This window comes from Pseudomonas sp. LBUM1679 (assembly GCF_059695565.1).
Genome location: NZ_CP166774.1, coordinates 1,803,339 through 1,817,969 on the forward strand (window position 1 = coordinate 1,803,339; position 14,631 = coordinate 1,817,969).

The following is a 14,631-nucleotide window of genomic DNA, read 5'->3' on the forward strand; positions in this document are numbered from 1 at the left end:
CCGGATCGGTCCGCGCCAGGCGCAGGACCGATCTTCAGCTCACGCTTCTTCCTTCAGCTCACGCTTCTTCCAGTTCGACCAGCGCACTGCCTTCGCTGACCATCTCGCCTTCCTGGCAATACAGCGCCTTGATCACCCCGGCATGGGGCGCACGGATGCTGTGCTCCATCTTCATCGCTTCCAGCACCACCAGTTGCGCCCCGGCTTCGACCGATTGCCCGGCCTCCACCAGCACGCGCACGATGCTGCCATTCATCGGCGCGGCAAGCCCTCCCTGATGGCTGTGACTGGCTTCGACGGCACTGATCGGGTCGTAGGACTCGATGCGGCGCAATTCACCGGCCCAGTGCAGATACACGCTGTCACCCCGACGGATCGCCCGATGCTGGCGGCGCACGCCGTTGTGCTCGGTCAGCAGCTGTTCGCCCTTGAGTTGTGCCGTGTGGGCACCAACGGCACCCAACGTCAGCGCCCGGTCTTGTCCCTCGCAACTCAAGTGCAGAGTGATTTCGCTCGGCAGTCCGGCACGGAAACCATTGCCGATCCCCCACGGCGAACTCAGGTCATCAGTGCGCGCAGAACCCGGCTGGCTCTGGGCAAATGCTTGAGCGGCGGCTTGCCAAAAATCGTCACTGAGGTCCGAAGCGTCCGGCAGCAGTTGCTCCTGATAACGCGGAATGAACCCGGTATCCAGTTCCGCCGCGGCAAACGCCGGGTGGCCGATGATCCGGCGCAGGAAGTTGATGTTGGTCTTGAGCCCGCCGATCGCAAACTCATCGAGCATGCGGAGCAACCGCAACCGCGCCTGTTCACGGTCCTCGCCCCAGGCAATCAGCTTGCCGAGCATCGGATCATAGAACGGCGAGATCTCGTCGCCTTCTTCCACACCACTGTCCACCCGACGTCCCGGACCGGGCGCGGATTCGCGATACAACTCCAGGCGCCCGGTGGCCGGCAAGAAATCGTGGCCCGGGTCTTCGGCGTACAGCCGCACTTCAATCGCATGGCCGAGCAGCGGCACCTGTTCCTGGGTCATCGGCAGCGCTTCACCGCGCGCCACGCGAATCTGCCAGGCCACCAGGTCGAGGCCGGTGATGGCTTCGGTGACCGGGTGTTCGACTTGCAGGCGGGTGTTCATCTCCATGAAGAAGAACTCGCCGCGCGCATCCAGCAGAAACTCCACGGTGCCAGCGCCGACATAACCGATGGCCTGGGCCGAACGCACCGCGGCCTCGCCCATGGCGCGCCGCAGTTCCGGGCTCAGGCCCGGGGCGGGGGCTTCCTCGACGACTTTCTGGTGCCGACGCTGAATCGAGCAGTCACGTTCATTGAGGTACAGGCAGTGGCCATGCTGGTCTGCGAACACCTGGATCTCCACATGGCGCGGCTTGAGCAGGTATTTCTCCACCAGCATCCGCGAATCGCCGAACGACGACTGCGCTTCACGCTGGGCAGATGCCAGCGCTTCGGCGAGTTGGCTGACGTCTTCGACCACTTTCATGCCTTTGCCGCCGCCGCCCGCCGTGGCCTTGAGCAGCACCGGGTAGCCGATGCGTTCGCAAGCGTCGCGGAAGGTCTCGAGGTCCTGGGCTTCGCCGTGGTAACCCGGCACCAGCGGCACGCCCGCGGTTTCCATCAAGGCTTTGGCCGCGGATTTACTGCCCATAGCGTCGATGGCCGAGGCGGGTGGGCCGAGGAAGATCAAGCCGGCGGCTTCGATGGCGCGGGCGAACCCGGCGTTCTCGGACAGGAAGCCATAACCCGGATGGATCGCCTGGGCGCCACTGGCCTGGGCCGCGGCGATCAGTTTGTCGATCTGCAGGTAGCTGTCGGCGGCTTTGCTGCCGCCGAGGTCGACGCGGATATCCGCTTCGCGGCTATGGCGCGCGTCGCGGTCAGTGGCGCTGTGCACGGCCACGGTGGTCAGGCCCAGGGCCTTGGCGGTGCGCATCACCCGGCAGGCGATTTCGCCGCGGTTGGCCACCAGCAGGGTAGTGAGAACAGGTGCGCTCATCAACGCGACTCCTTGGGGGTGGTTGCGGCTTGCCAGTTCGGCGCACGCTTTTGCAGAAAGGCCCGCAGACCTTCCTGGCCTTCAGGGCTGACGCGGATGCGCGCGATCGCGTTTTCGGTGTAGCGCCGCAGCGCCGGGGTCAGCGCGCCGTTGCCGACTTCACGCAGCAAGTCCTTGCTGACGCGCATGGCCGCCGGGCTATTGAGCAACAGATTGTCGATCCACTGCTCGACGCGTTGTTCCAGCTCATTGCCCGGATAGCTCTCCGACAACAAGCCGATCTCCCGCGCCCGCTGCCCGCCGAAGCGCTCGGCGGTCAGCGCATAGCGGCGTGCCGCCCGTTCGCCGATGGCTTGCACCACGAACGGGCTGATCACCGCCGGGGCCAGGCCGATGCGCACTTCCGACAGGCAGAATTGCGCCTCATCGGCACCGATCGCCATGTCGCAGCAACTGATCAGGCCCAACGCGCCGCCAAAGGCTGCGCCTTGCACCACCGCCAGCGTCGGGATTTTCAGCTTCGCCAGGTTGTACATCAACTCCGCCAGTTCCCGGGCGTCGTCGAGGTTGGTGTGGTAATCGAGCTCGGCCGATTGCTGCATCCAGGCCAGGTCGGCACCGGCACTGAAGTGCTTGCCGCGACCGCGCACCAGCAGGAAGCGCAGGCTGGCATCGCCCGACACCTTGTCCAGGGCGAGGATCAGTTCGCGGATCATCTCGGCGTTGAACGCGTTGTTCTTTTCTTCACGGCTGAGCCACAGGGTCGCAAAACCCCGCGGGTCGGTCAGCAGTTCCAGCGTATTGAAGTCGCTCATATTCGTCCGTCTCCACAACTCTTCCCTGTAGGAGCGAGGCTTGCCCGCGAACAGGCATGACGCGGTGCAACAGATACACCGCGGTGCTTCCTTCGCGGGCAAGCCTCGCTCCTACAGGATCAGATCAGATTCACATCAGGATCACATCCGGAACACGCCGAAGCGGCTCGGTTCGATTGGCGCGTTCAACGACGCCGACAAGGCCAGGGCCAACACATCGCGGGTCTGCGCCGGGTCGATGACACCGTCGTCCCACAGCCGTGCGCTGGAGTAATAGGGATGCCCCTGTTCCTCATACTGGTCGAGAATCGGTTGCTTGATCTGCGCTTCCTGCTCCGCACTGAAACCCTGGCCACTGCGCTCGGCCTGCTCACGCTTGACCTGTACCAGCACCCCGGCCGCCTGTTCGGCGCCCATCACGCCGATCCGCGCATTCGGCCACATCCACAAAAAGCGCGGGTCGTAAGCCCGGCCGCACATGCCGTAGTTACCGGCACCGAAACTGCCGCCGATGATCACCGTGAACTTCGGCACCTTGGCGCAGGCGACCGCGGTCACCAGTTTCGCGCCGTGCTTGGCAATGCCGCCGGCTTCGTATTTCTGCCCGACCATGAACCCGGTGATGTTCTGCAGGAACAGCAACGGAATGCCGCGCTGACACGCCAGCTCGATGAAGTGCGCGCCTTTCTGCGCGGCTTCGGCGAACAGGATGCCGTTGTTGGCGAGGATCGCGATCGGGTAACCGTGCAAGTGCGCAAAGCCACAGACCAGGGTCGTACCGAACAGCGCCTTGAACTCATCGAACACCGAACCGTCGACCAGCCGCGCAATCACTTCACGCACATCGAACGGCTGCTTGGCGTCCGCCGACACCACGCCATACAACTCGTCGCTGGCGTAGAGCGGGGCAATCGGCGTGCGCTGCTGCACCTCACCGAGCTTGCGCCAGTTGAGGTTGGCGATGCTGCGCCGGGCAATGGCCAGGGCGTGTTCATCGCTCTCGGCGTAATGGTCGGCCACCCCGGAAATCTTGCAGTGCACATCGGCCCCACCGAGGTCTTCGGCGCTGACCACTTCACCGGTCGCGGCTTTCACCAGCGGCGGGCCGGCGAGGAAAATCGTCGCCTGCTGGCGCACCATGATCGCTTCGTCGGCCATCGCCGGTACATATGCACCACCGGCGGTGCACGAGCCCATCACCACGGCAATCTGCGGAATGCCCATGGCACTCATGTTGGCCTGGTTGAAGAAGATCCGGCCGAAGTGCTCACGGTCGGGGAACACTTCATCCTGGCGCGGCAGGTTGGCGCCACCGGAGTCCACCAGATAGATGCACGGCAGGCGGTTCTGCTGGGCGATGGTCTGGGCGCGCAGGTGTTTTTTCACGGTCAGCGGGTAATACGAGCCCCCTTTGACCGTGGCATCGTTGGCGACGATCATGCATTCGACGCCCTCGACCCGGCCGATCCCGGCAATCACGCCCGCGGCCGGCACGTCTTCGCCATACACCGCGTAGGCCGCCAGTTGGCTGATTTCCAGAAACGGCGAGCCCGGATCGAGCAGGCGATTGATCCGCTCACGGGGCAGCAATTTGCCCCGGGAGGTGTGGCGTTCTTGCGCCTTCGGGCCACCACCTTGCTGCACTTGGGCGAGCAGGGTATGCAGGGCGTCGACCTGTTTGAGCATCGCCGCGCTGTTGGCGGCGAACTCCGCCGAACGAGGGTTTAGCTGGGTATGCAAAATCATCGGGCTACTCCGTAGCAGCTTCAAGTTGCAAGCTACAAGTCAAAAGCAAGCGCGCAGTCTTCTTGCCGCTTGAAACTTGCCGCTTGCCGCTAACGAAATTTATTTCGTTTCGTTGAACAGTTCGCGACCGATCAGCATGCGCCGGATCTCACTGGTGCCCGCGCCGATTTCGTACAACTTGGCGTCGCGCAGCAGGCGACCGGCGGGGAATTCGTTGATGTAGCCGTTGCCGCCGAGAATCTGGATCGCATCCAGAGCCATTCGGGTCGCACATTCGGCGCTGTAGAGGATGACTCCGGCGGCGTCCTTGCGGGCAGTCTCGCCGCGCTCGCAGGCCTGGGCCACTGCATACAGGTAGGCGCGGCTGGCGTTGAGCTGGGTATACATGTCGGCGACCTTGCCCTGGATCAACTGGAATTCGCCGATGCTCTGGCCGAACTGCTTGCGGTCGTGGATGTACGGCACGATCAGGTCCATGCAGGCCTGCATGATCCCGGTCGGGCCACCGGACAGGACCACGCGCTCGTAGTCGAGGCCGCTCATCAGCACTTTCACGCCGCCGTTGAGCACGCCGAGGATGTTCTCTTCCGGCACTTCCACGTCATCGAAAAACAACTCGCAGGTGTTGGAACCGCGCATGCCCAGCTTGTCGAATTTATTGCTGCGGCTGAAGCCTTTCGAATCGCGCTCGACGATGAACGCGGTGATGCCATGCGGGCCCTTTTCCAGGTCGGTCTTGGCGTAAATCACGTAGGTGTTGGCGTCCGGACCGTTGGTGATCCAGGTCTTGCTGCCGTTGAGCACGTAGTGATCGCCGCGCTTGTCGGCGCGCAGCTTCATCGACACCACGTCGGAGCCGGCATTCGGCTCGCTCATGGCCAGGGCGCCGATGTGCTCGCCGCTGATCAGCTTCGGCAGGTACTTGGTTTTCTGCTCGTGATTGCCGTTGCGGTTGATCTGATTCACGCACAGGTTCGAATGCGCGCCGTAGGACAGCGCCACCGACGCCGAGCCGCGGCTGATTTCTTCCATAATCACGACGTGGGCCAGGTAACCCAGGCCAGCGCCGCCGTACTCTTCCGGCACGGTGACCCCCAACAGGCCCATGTCGCCGAACTTGCGCCACAGGTCCGCCGGGAACAGGTTGTCGATGTCGATCTGAGCGGCGCGCGGGGCGATCTCCTTGGCGACGAAGGACTGAACCTGATCGCGCAGCATGTCGATGGTTTCACCGAGGGCAAAATTCAGGGATGGATAGCTCATGGGTCACCTTTTGGCTTTTTTGTAGGGTAGGGGAGGGCCGTGATCCGGCTATCACCTTTACGTTAACGTAAACCTGAGACGAATGGCTGTCAATCACCCTTTACGTTAACGTCAACTTGAGCGACATTAGAGCCAGCTCAGATGTAAACACGGACCCCTGTAGGAGCGAGCTTGGTCCGGGCGGCGTTCCGACGAAGGACGTTAACGATAACGAGTGCTGCCTGGATTCACGCGGCGCCCTCACGTCCTTCGTCGGAACGCCGCCCGGACCAAGCTCGCTCCTACAAGGGACCGTCCACAGCTGAACCCTGTGGGAGCGGGCTTGCCCGCGAAGACGTCAGACCAGTCAACATCAATGTTGAACGTACCGACCTCTTCACAAACAAACCCGCCCCCACAGGTGACCGTCGCCCAACCCATAAATAAAGACAATAGGGGTCGTCATGGATCAACCCACTGCAAGCCCGCAGCGCAGCTACACCCGCGGTTCCCAGGACAAAGCCTTGCTGGCGATGACCATCGGCCAGGCGTTCGACAACACCGTCGCGCAGTACCCGACCGGGGAGGCACTGGTCGTACGCCATCAACAACTGCGCTACACCTGGCTGCAATTGGCCGACGCCGTGGACCTGCACGCCAGGGCGCTATTGGCCCTGGGCCTGCAGACCGGCGATCGCCTCGGCATCTGGGCCCCCAACTGCGCCCAATGGTGCATCAGCCAGATCGCCAGCGCGAAAATCGGCGTGATCCTGGTCAACATCAACCCGGCGTACCGCAGCTCCGAACTGGAATACGTATTGAAGCAATCCGGCTGCCAATGGCTGGTCTGCGCCGGCGCCTTCAAAACCTCCGACTATCACGCGATGGTGCAGGGCCTGGTGCCGGAACTGGCGCAGCACGCCACCGGTCAATTGCGCAGCGAGCGCCTGCCGGACCTGCGCGGGGTGATCAGCCTCGACGCCCAGCCGCCAGCGGGTTTCCTGCCCTGGTCGCAGCTGACCGATCTGGCCAGCAACGTGTCCGCCGAACAACTGCACGAACGCCAGGACAGCCTGCATTTCGACCAGGCCGTGAACATCCAGTACACCTCCGGCACCACCGGCTTCCCCAAGGGCGCGACCCTCAGCCACTACAACATTCTCAACAACGGCTACATGGTCGGCGAAAGCCTCGGCCTGACCGCCAATGATCGCCTGGTGATCCCGGTGCCGCTGTACCACTGCTTCGGCATGGTCATGGGCAACCTGGGCTGCATCACCCACGGCAGCACCATGATCTACCCCAACGACGCGTTCGATCCGCTGCTGACCCTGACCACCGTCGCCGAAGAACAGGCCACCGCGCTCTACGGCGTACCGACCATGTTCATCGCCCTGCTCGACCAACCCCAGCGCGCCGAATTCGACCTGTCGAGCCTGCGCACCGGGATCATGGCCGGGGCCACCTGCCCGATCGAAGTGATGCGCCGGGTCATCAGCGACATGCACATGAGTGAAGTCCAGATCGCCTACGGCATGACGGAAACCAGCCCGGTGTCGCTGCAGACCGGCCCGTCGGACGACCTCGAGCTGCGCGTCACTACCGTCGGCCGCACCCAGCCGCAACTGGAAAGCAAAATCATCGACGAGGCCGGCAACCTGGTACCCCGCGGCACCATCGGCGAACTGTGCACCCGCGGCTACAGCGTGATGCTCGGCTACTGGAACAACCCGCAAGGCACCGCCGAAGCCATCGACCAGGCCGGCTGGATGCACACCGGCGACCTGGCAAGCATGAACGACGAGGGCTACGTATGCATCGCCGGCCGCAATAAAGACATGATCATCCGCGGCGGTGAAAACATTTACCCGCGCGAACTGGAAGAATTCTTCTTCACCCACCCGGCCGTGGCCGACGTGCAAGTGATCGGCATCCCGTGTTCGCGCTACGGCGAAGAAATCGTCGCCTGGATCAAATTCCACCCCGGCCACAGCGCCACCGAGCAAGAACTGCAAGCCTGGTGCAAAGAACGCATCGCCCACTTCAAGACACCGCGTCACTTCAAATTCGTCGAAGAGTTCCCCATGACCGTGACCGGCAAAATCCAGAAATTCCGCATGCGCGAAATCAGCATCGAAGAACTGCGCATCAACAAAACCTGACCCCACCCCTGTAGGAGCGAGTTTGCTCGCGAATAGGCCAGTCCAGCCGACATCCATGTTGAATGTCCGTCCGCCATCGCGGGCAAGCCCGCTCCCACAGGTTCTGTGTCGATCACTAGACGACGGCACGACACCCATCCACTGTGGGAGCGAGCCTGCTCGCGAAATGGCCGGCACATTCAACCAATCTGCCGGCAGACACACCGCTATCGCCAGCAAGCCGGCTCCTACAATTGACCGAGGCTGCCCCGAAATCTTGTGACCACCGCAGCCCCCCTGTAGGAGCTGGCTTGCCAGCGAAGAGGCCGGCACATCCAGCAGATATGCAGACAGACACACCGCTATCGCCAGCAAACCCGCCCCCACATCTTGGTCTTTATGCCAAACCCCTCAGCAAGCAGGGAATGACAGCCGGACAAGGCGCCCACCCCCTATCAGTTCTGCCAGTAGGCAATCCTCGACGATTGCATCACAGTAAAGCTCTGAATCGACACAGTCCTTCATGGAGCTGCCTCATGCAGACCGCCCGGGAAACTCTCTGCCGTTATCAGTACGATCCCCTTGATCGACTGGTTGATCGCCTACCGTCAGCGCAAGCCAACGTCCAGCGCTTCTACCTCAAAGATCGATTGGCCACCGAGATTCAAGGCGCTATCAAGCGTTCGATCATGCAGCACGAAGATCAACTGCTGTCACAGCAACAGAGGCAGGGTGACACTGTGAAAACAACCCTGCTCGCCACCGATCAACAACGTTCGGTATTGAATGTACTGGACGTAACACCGCCTCATCCCTTCGCCTACACACCTTACGGCCATCGCTCTCCCAAAGGCGGTTTGTTCAGCCTGCTCGCCTTCAATGGCGAACAGCCCGACCCGGTAACCGGGCACTACTTGTTAGGGAATGGCTATCGGGCGTTTAACCCAGTGTTGATGCGGTTTGACAGCCCCGACAGTTGGAGTCCGTTCGGGAAAGGCGGATTGAATGCCTATGCCTATTGCGTTGGGGATCCGGTCAATCGAACTGACCCTACAGGCCATTTCTGGAGGTCATTGCGCAATTCGCTAAGACGGACACCGCGTAGGGCCCAAGCAATTCAGAACACTGATGTCGCAGTTCAAACGCCAATAGGTGTCACGCCACCTCAAGCAAGCAGGGCCCCTGCTGCACCTCCTCTGTATTCAGAACAGCCGACTGCCAGGCCTTATAGCGGCATGTCACAATCGGAATTAAACGAAGCACCTCCACCCTATACCCCAGCGCCGCCCTACACCCCAATGGAGCAACCGCCGGGCTATTTTGAAGACGCCAGGCGACTAGCCCCGCCAGCAGATCCTCAGCTCCGAATCGATGCCCTTCATGTGGAAATTCAGCAAATCCAGCAACTCGTCCGGATCCAAGTAGCAGAATCCAACCGCTTACTCCTCCGCGACGGAATAGCCAGACGCAACGAGGAAATCAGGGACCTAGTCAGAACCCATCCATGACTTTGGAGGCCGTCAGGAGTGGATGCAGGCCGGACGGGTTACACAGGGGGAGGGGGAATCACAAACACCAGAAAGCACAAAGGGGAGCCGAAGCTCCCCTTTAATTTTGTCGTTGCGTGCTCTTTTTTTATTATTGAGGGGCGGTCTGTTTTTGTTTTTAGAAACCGTGACCCTTTACCGCTGTTTTTATCGACCCCCATCCGGGATCAAGAGCAAACGTATTTTTTTGAGCGCTGATCTACTTTCTCGCCAAGCGATCCAACCAGTTCGGGAGCTACCTGAAGGTAGTTTTATTATTCTCTGCCCGGTTGCGGGTCACTCCGAAAAGCACCCTGAAAAGCACATCCTCTCCAAAAAAATCTGTTAGCTGCGTCTCTGCCGTGTTGTTTTTGTTATGTCAGAGTCGTTACGTCTTATTTTTATTAGGGTTGGAACGTTTTTTTTTGTTCTTGTTATGCCATAGAGATAGCAGGAGCCGTGCCAACTTTTGAAAACCCTTTAAAATCAACTAGTTGAGATTTTTCAGGATTTTTCCTGTCGCCAAAATTCGCTGATTTGTTTCCGTGTTACTCGCTTGTCCCCCACATTCGGACGTTGCGGTAACACCCCGACACATCCGCCCACTCACTGCGCGCTACGCGCCCTGGCCACGCGCGAACCGCTGGCCCGTCCCAGCACCGTGCTTATTTGCTGGCCGGCCACAATCAAGGCCTCCAGGTCGATACCACTGTCGATGCCCAGGCCATTGAGCAGGTACACCACATCTTCGGTGGCCACGTTACCGCTGGCGCCCTTGGCATAGGGGCAACCGCCGAGGCCGGCGATCGAGCTGTCGAACACCGAGACCCCCTCCAGCAGACTGGCGTAGATATTGGCCATGGCCTGGCCATAGGTGTCGTGGAAGTGCCCGGCGAGTTTTTCCCGCGGCACATCGGCTGATACCACCTCAATCAACTTGCGGGTAGCCCCGGCCGTCCCGGTGCCGATAGTGTCGCCCAACGACACTTCATAGCAGCCCATCGCATAGAGCTCGCGCGCGACCCGCGCCACTTGCTCCGGTGCGACGTTACCCTCATAAGGGCAGCCCAGCACACAGGACACATAACCCCGCACACTCACCCCGTGCTGCTTCGCCGCGTCCATGATCGGCACAAAACGCGCCAGGCTTTCACTGATCGAGCAATTGATATTGCGCTGGGAAAACGCCTCGGACGCCGCAGCAAACACCGCAACCTCCTTGACCCCAGCAGCCACCGCATCCTCAAACCCGCGAAGATTGGGCGCGAGCGCGGCATAAGTCACCCCGGGCTTGCGCTGGATCTGCGCAAACACCTCGGCGGAACCGGCCATCTGCGGCACCCATTTGGGCGAAACAAAACTGCCGACCTCGATATAGCCCAGGCCAGCAGCGGTCAGCGCATCGACCAACCGCACCTTGTCCGCGACACTGATGGGCTGGGCTTCATTTTGCAGACCGTCGCGAGGGCCGACTTCGACCAGGCGTACGTGAGTAGGTAGGGACATGGGAATCGACCTGTGCTGAATGATCTGAATGCTCAGAAAACCCTGTGGGGGGAAAAAACTGTGGAAAAAACCTGTGGAAAAAAATCCTGTGGGAGCGGGCTTGCCCGCGATGGACGTTAACGATAACGAGTGCTGCCTGGATGCACGCGGCGCCCTCAAGTCCATCGCGAGCAAGCTCGCTCCTACAGGAGGTATTGTGTTGACCTATTAAACGGCTTGCTGACTCTTAATCGTCAACTCCAACGCCTGACTACACCGCTCCTGAGCCGTATCCAACTCCAGCTTCATCTGCTCGATATCCAGCATCTGCTGCTCAAGCTGCTCCCGCCGCTCAGCGATTTTGTTCAGCATCGTCTGCAGCTGCTTCTGATTGCCACCCGTAGGATCGTAAAGCTCAATCAACTCACGGCATTCCGCCAGCGAAAAACCAATACGCTTACCCCGCAAAATCAACTTCAAGCTGACCTTGTCCCGCGGCGAATAGATGCGCTCCTGCCCACGCCGCTCAGGGCTGAGCAGCCCTTGCTCTTCATAAAAGCGAATGGCCCGGGTGGTGATGTCGAGCTCGCGGGCGAGGTCGGAAATGCTATAGGTCTGGCTGCTCATGGAAGCGCTCGAAAAAGGTCATGGCGCTAAGCTAATGGCAGGTTGACGTTTACGTCAAGGGGCGCAAGTCTTTCAAGGCATCACACCCCAGATATCCAGCCAACCTGTGGCGCGAGAGCTTGCCTATGGTGATTGGGTTCGCCCCCTGTAGGAGCTGGCTTGCCAGCGAATGCGTCAGGTCAGTCGACATCAATGTTGAATGTGCTGGCCTCTTCGCTGGCAAGCCAGCTCCTACAGGGGCAACCTGCTCACCACAGTATTTGGCAGCTCCTGAAAGATGTGTAGATACCTCAAAAACAAACCCGGGCGCATCAGCGCCCGGTTTTTTACCTAAACAGCAATCAGCGATTAAACCGCTCCACCAACGAATACTGGGTATTCGCCGTCTTCGTCAGCTCTTCACTCAACAACGCCGAATGTTGCGCCTGCACCGAAGTCTGATCCGCCAAATGCGAGATGTTGCTGATGTTTCGGCTGATCTCTTCAGCCACCGCACTTTGCTCTTCAGTCGCCGCCGCAATCTGAATAGTCATATCGGTGATGTGGGCTACCGCTTCACTGATCCCCACCAGCGCCTGGTCCGCTTCCAACACCCGCGCCACACCTTCCTCGGCCTGGCGATGCCCGGCCTCCATGGTTTGCACCGCGGTACTGGCGGTTTGCTGCAGCTTGGCAATCAGCGCATGAATCTGCCCAGTGGACTCACTGGTACGTTGCGCCAGTTGCCGCACTTCATCGGCCACCACCGCAAACCCGCGACCCATCTCACCGGCACGCGCCGCTTCGATAGCCGCGTTCAGCGCCAACAGGTTAGTCTGGTCGGCGATGCCTTTGATCACATCCACCACACCACCGATTTCGTTACTGTCCTTGGCCAGCTGGGTCACGGTCAATCCAGTCTCACCGACCACCGTCGACAAACGCTGAATGGCTTCGCGAGTTTCCCCAGCGATATCCCGCCCACGACCAGTCAGGCGATTGGCCTCCTGAGTCGCATCCGCCGTGCGCTGCACATGGCTGGCAACTTCCTGCGTGGTGGCAGCCATCTGATTGACCGCCGTCGCCACTTGCTCGGTCTCGACGCGCTGGCGTTCCAAACCGGTGGAGCTGTTGTGCGCCAGGGTGTCGGACTGTTTCGCTTGCTCGCTCAGGTGCTCGGCGGTGTCCTGCAGACGGGTCAGGCAGGTTTTCAGACGGGCTTCCTGACTGAGAATCGACATCTCCAGACGCGCCTGAGCGCCGCGACTGTCGGTATACATCTGCGCAATCAACGGGTCCGACGTGGTCTGCTCGGCCAGGCGCAACAAACGCTTGAGCCCGCGCTGCTGCCAGCGCAACCCCATCAGACCCAGCGGCACCGACAGCCCGGCGGCAAGGGCAAAGCCCCATTGCGAATTCAGCGACGCCCCGATCAGGAAACTCAGCTGGCTGACCAGAATGAACGGCAACCAATCCTGCAGCACCGGCAGCCATTTATCCATGGAAGGCACGGCTGACTTGCCCTGATTGAGGCGCTGGTAAAGGGCTTCGGCACGTTGAATCTGTTCGGCCGTGGGCTTGACCCGCACCGACTCGTAACCGACCACCTGACGGCCGTCGAACACCGGCGTCACATAGGCGTTGACCCAGTAATGGTCACCGCTCTTGCAGCGATTCTTGACAATGCCCATCCATGGCAAGCCTTGCTTCAGCGTGCCCCACATGTGCGCGAACACCGCAGAAGGCACGTCGGGATGACGCACCAGATTATGCGGCGCACGGATCAGCTCCTCGCGAGTAAACCCGCTGACCTCGACAAAGGCGTCGTTACAGTAGGTAATCTCCCCCTTGGCATCGGTCGTGGAAATCAACCGTTGCTGAGCCGGGAAGGTCCGTTCGCGTTGAGTAATAGGCTGGTTGTTACGCATGGCTATATTCAGTCCGTGAGGCTTTGACAGGGTGTCGGCGCGGTCACGGATTTGTTGAGTTTTTATTTTTTAAGAGATGATGGGTGCACCGATCGCTTACGTTCTGCATGGCGAGCTGATGGTCGACCTGTTTCCCGCAGTTGTACCCCGATCTAATTGTAGGAGCTGGCTTGCCAGCGAAGGCGACATCACAGCCGACCTGTCTCCCGCAGACATACTCCGATCAAATTGTAGGAGGTGGCTTGCCAGCGAAGGCGACGTCACAGCCGACCTGTCTCCCGCAGACATACTCCGATCAATTGCGGGAACTGGCTTGGCAGCAAAGTCTGTCAGGCCGCCATCCATTTTCTTAAGTGAGCAGCATTGCTCTTAGGGCGGCTCTTATCAGGATTATGCTTTAAACGCGGGCGCCAGCCATGACGCCTACAGGCTCCATGTCCTTGCCTTTTAGCACTGCGGCTTTCATGAAACGTCGCTGATTAGCAGATGTCGAGCCACCCAGACGCTTAGCGTCGGCGGTAAATTCAGCTACCTGCAAAGGTTTTGCGTTCTGCGTCTTTTGCATGGAGTGGACACCTGTAAAGGCTACTTGATTGCGCGCTGGCGTCGCTTCGCAAGGCAATGAAGAGGAAAGTATGAAGGGGGCACCCCCCCCCATTCTAAACGCCCCCCGAAGCCCGCGGCCGCAACCGCCGCCCAATCACCTCCAGCACATCACACCCATCCCGCAACGGAACGGCGCAGAGCAAGGCGAAGTCACTGAGAATGAAAGAGTCGCACTCGATCGAACCGCGCATGGACAGGTTCTCCAGCACCTGGGTCACGGCCTGAATCCGATGGTTGGCCGCGTCGACCAGCACATCCAGTGGCGCCTGGGTATCGATGAAGAGGGTGGGCATGTCACTGCAATTATTGGTGAGCGCCTTGAAGCGGTTTTCGGGGTGGAGGGTTGGTTTTATGTAGGGTGAGTCTGAAGTGCTTGATGTCATTTTTTAGGGGCCTTGGAGTGTGAGTTCAGCTACCAACGACTTTTCCTGAGGGCTAGGGTGGCAGCCGTACGCGGGAGTAGGAAACTGAGGATCCACCAAACTCAGCCACGTCGAAACGTGCCCCGCGCACGGCCGCCGC

At 60.4% G+C, this 14,631-nt stretch carries 11 protein-coding genes; 2 read left to right on the forward strand and 9 right to left on the reverse strand.

The genetic code is table 11. The annotated features are described in order from the left end of the window. Positions 1 to 58: 58 nt before the first annotated feature. The 4 genes from ACA062_RS08355 to ACA062_RS08370 form a co-directional block, all read right to left on the reverse strand. Positions 59 to 2,014 (reverse strand): acetyl/propionyl/methylcrotonyl-CoA carboxylase subunit alpha, encoded by a 1,956-nt coding sequence (locus tag ACA062_RS08355; RefSeq protein ID WP_497455961.1) that lies wholly within the window; start codon positions 2,012 to 2,014, stop codon positions 59 to 61. Continuing rightward, complete coding sequence (locus ACA062_RS08360) at positions 2,014 to 2,829, reverse strand: gamma-carboxygeranoyl-CoA hydratase (protein WP_497455962.1); 816 nt, start codon at positions 2,827 to 2,829, stop codon at positions 2,014 to 2,016. The genes ACA062_RS08355 and ACA062_RS08360 overlap by 1 nt, the downstream gene beginning before the upstream one ends. Before the next feature lie 141 nt (positions 2,830 to 2,970). Continuing rightward, complete coding sequence (locus ACA062_RS08365) at positions 2,971 to 4,575, reverse strand: carboxyl transferase domain-containing protein (protein ID WP_497455963.1); 1,605 nt, start codon at positions 4,573 to 4,575, stop codon at positions 2,971 to 2,973. Positions 4,576 to 4,674: 99 nt separating this feature from the next. Then, a complete protein-coding gene (locus ACA062_RS08370) occupies positions 4,675 to 5,838 on the reverse strand; it encodes an isovaleryl-CoA dehydrogenase (RefSeq protein ID WP_150788364.1) in 1,164 nt (387 codons plus the stop codon). Between the two features lie 443 nt (positions 5,839 to 6,281). Here ACA062_RS08370 and ACA062_RS08375 point away from each other — a divergent pair, with 443 nt between their 5' ends. Together ACA062_RS08375 and ACA062_RS08380 are read left to right on the forward strand one after the other, a co-directional pair. Next, a complete protein-coding gene (locus ACA062_RS08375) occupies positions 6,282 to 7,979 on the forward strand; it encodes an AMP-binding protein (protein ID WP_497455964.1) in 1,698 nt (565 codons plus the stop codon). A gap of 515 nt (positions 7,980 to 8,494) precedes the next feature. Beyond that, positions 8,495 to 9,466: an RHS repeat-associated core domain-containing protein gene (locus tag ACA062_RS08380; RefSeq protein WP_497455965.1), complete on the forward strand. Its 972-nt coding sequence runs from the start codon at positions 8,495 to 8,497 to the stop codon at positions 9,464 to 9,466. A gap of 624 nt (positions 9,467 to 10,090) precedes the next feature. On the opposite strand, the gene ACA062_RS08385 is transcribed toward ACA062_RS08380, so the two are convergent. The 5 genes from ACA062_RS08385 to ACA062_RS08405 all read right to left on the reverse strand — a co-directional run bounded on the left by ACA062_RS08385 (position 10,091) and on the right by ACA062_RS08405 (position 14,492). Then, on the reverse strand, positions 10,091 to 10,990 hold the full coding sequence (locus ACA062_RS08385; RefSeq protein WP_497455966.1) for a hydroxymethylglutaryl-CoA lyase: 900 nt from the start codon (positions 10,988 to 10,990) through the stop codon (positions 10,091 to 10,093). Positions 10,991 to 11,197: 207 nt separating this feature from the next. Further along, a complete protein-coding gene (locus ACA062_RS08390) occupies positions 11,198 to 11,596 on the reverse strand; it encodes a MerR family transcriptional regulator (RefSeq protein ID WP_150788196.1) in 399 nt (132 codons plus the stop codon). Positions 11,597 to 11,937: 341 nt separating this feature from the next. Further along, a complete protein-coding gene (locus tag ACA062_RS08395; RefSeq protein ID WP_497455967.1) occupies positions 11,938 to 13,503 on the reverse strand; it encodes a methyl-accepting chemotaxis protein in 1,566 nt (521 codons plus the stop codon). Positions 13,504 to 13,900: 397 nt separating this feature from the next. Continuing rightward, positions 13,901 to 14,068: a hypothetical protein gene (locus ACA062_RS08400; protein WP_497455968.1), complete on the reverse strand. Its 168-nt coding sequence runs from the start codon at positions 14,066 to 14,068 to the stop codon at positions 13,901 to 13,903. 94 nt (positions 14,069 to 14,162) lie between these two features. Further along, complete coding sequence (locus tag ACA062_RS08405) at positions 14,163 to 14,492, reverse strand: hypothetical protein (RefSeq protein WP_497455969.1); 330 nt, start codon at positions 14,490 to 14,492, stop codon at positions 14,163 to 14,165. Positions 14,493 to 14,631: the final 139 nt, after the last annotated feature.

What these genes read in the sequence shown, in the direction of transcription:
- ACA062_RS08355 (WP_497455961.1), bottom strand. Translation starts at nt 2,014, where the DNA reads ATGAGCGCACCTGTTCTCACTACCCTGCTGGTGGCCAACCGCGGCGAA.
- ACA062_RS08360 (WP_497455962.1), bottom strand. Translation starts at nt 2,829, where the DNA reads ATGAGCGACTTCAATACGCTGGAACTGCTGACCGACCCGCGGGGTTTT.
- ACA062_RS08365 (WP_497455963.1), bottom strand. Translation starts at nt 4,575, where the DNA reads ATGATTTTGCATACCCAGCTAAACCCTCGTTCGGCGGAGTTCGCCGCC.
- ACA062_RS08370 (WP_150788364.1), bottom strand. Translation starts at nt 5,838, where the DNA reads ATGAGCTATCCATCCCTGAATTTTGCCCTCGGTGAAACCATCGACATG.
- ACA062_RS08375 (WP_497455964.1), top strand. Translation starts at nt 6,282, where the DNA reads ATGGATCAACCCACTGCAAGCCCGCAGCGCAGCTACACCCGCGGTTCC.
- ACA062_RS08380 (WP_497455965.1), top strand. Translation starts at nt 8,495, where the DNA reads ATGCAGACCGCCCGGGAAACTCTCTGCCGTTATCAGTACGATCCCCTT.
- ACA062_RS08385 (WP_497455966.1), bottom strand. Translation starts at nt 10,990, where the DNA reads ATGTCCCTACCTACTCACGTACGCCTGGTCGAAGTCGGCCCTCGCGAC.
- ACA062_RS08390 (WP_150788196.1), bottom strand. Translation starts at nt 11,596, where the DNA reads ATGAGCAGCCAGACCTATAGCATTTCCGACCTCGCCCGCGAGCTCGAC.
- ACA062_RS08395 (WP_497455967.1), bottom strand. Translation starts at nt 13,503, where the DNA reads ATGCGTAACAACCAGCCTATTACTCAACGCGAACGGACCTTCCCGGCT.
- ACA062_RS08400 (WP_497455968.1), bottom strand. Translation starts at nt 14,068, where the DNA reads ATGCAAAAGACGCAGAACGCAAAACCTTTGCAGGTAGCTGAATTTACC.
- ACA062_RS08405 (WP_497455969.1), bottom strand. Translation starts at nt 14,492, where the DNA reads ATGACATCAAGCACTTCAGACTCACCCTACATAAAACCAACCCTCCAC.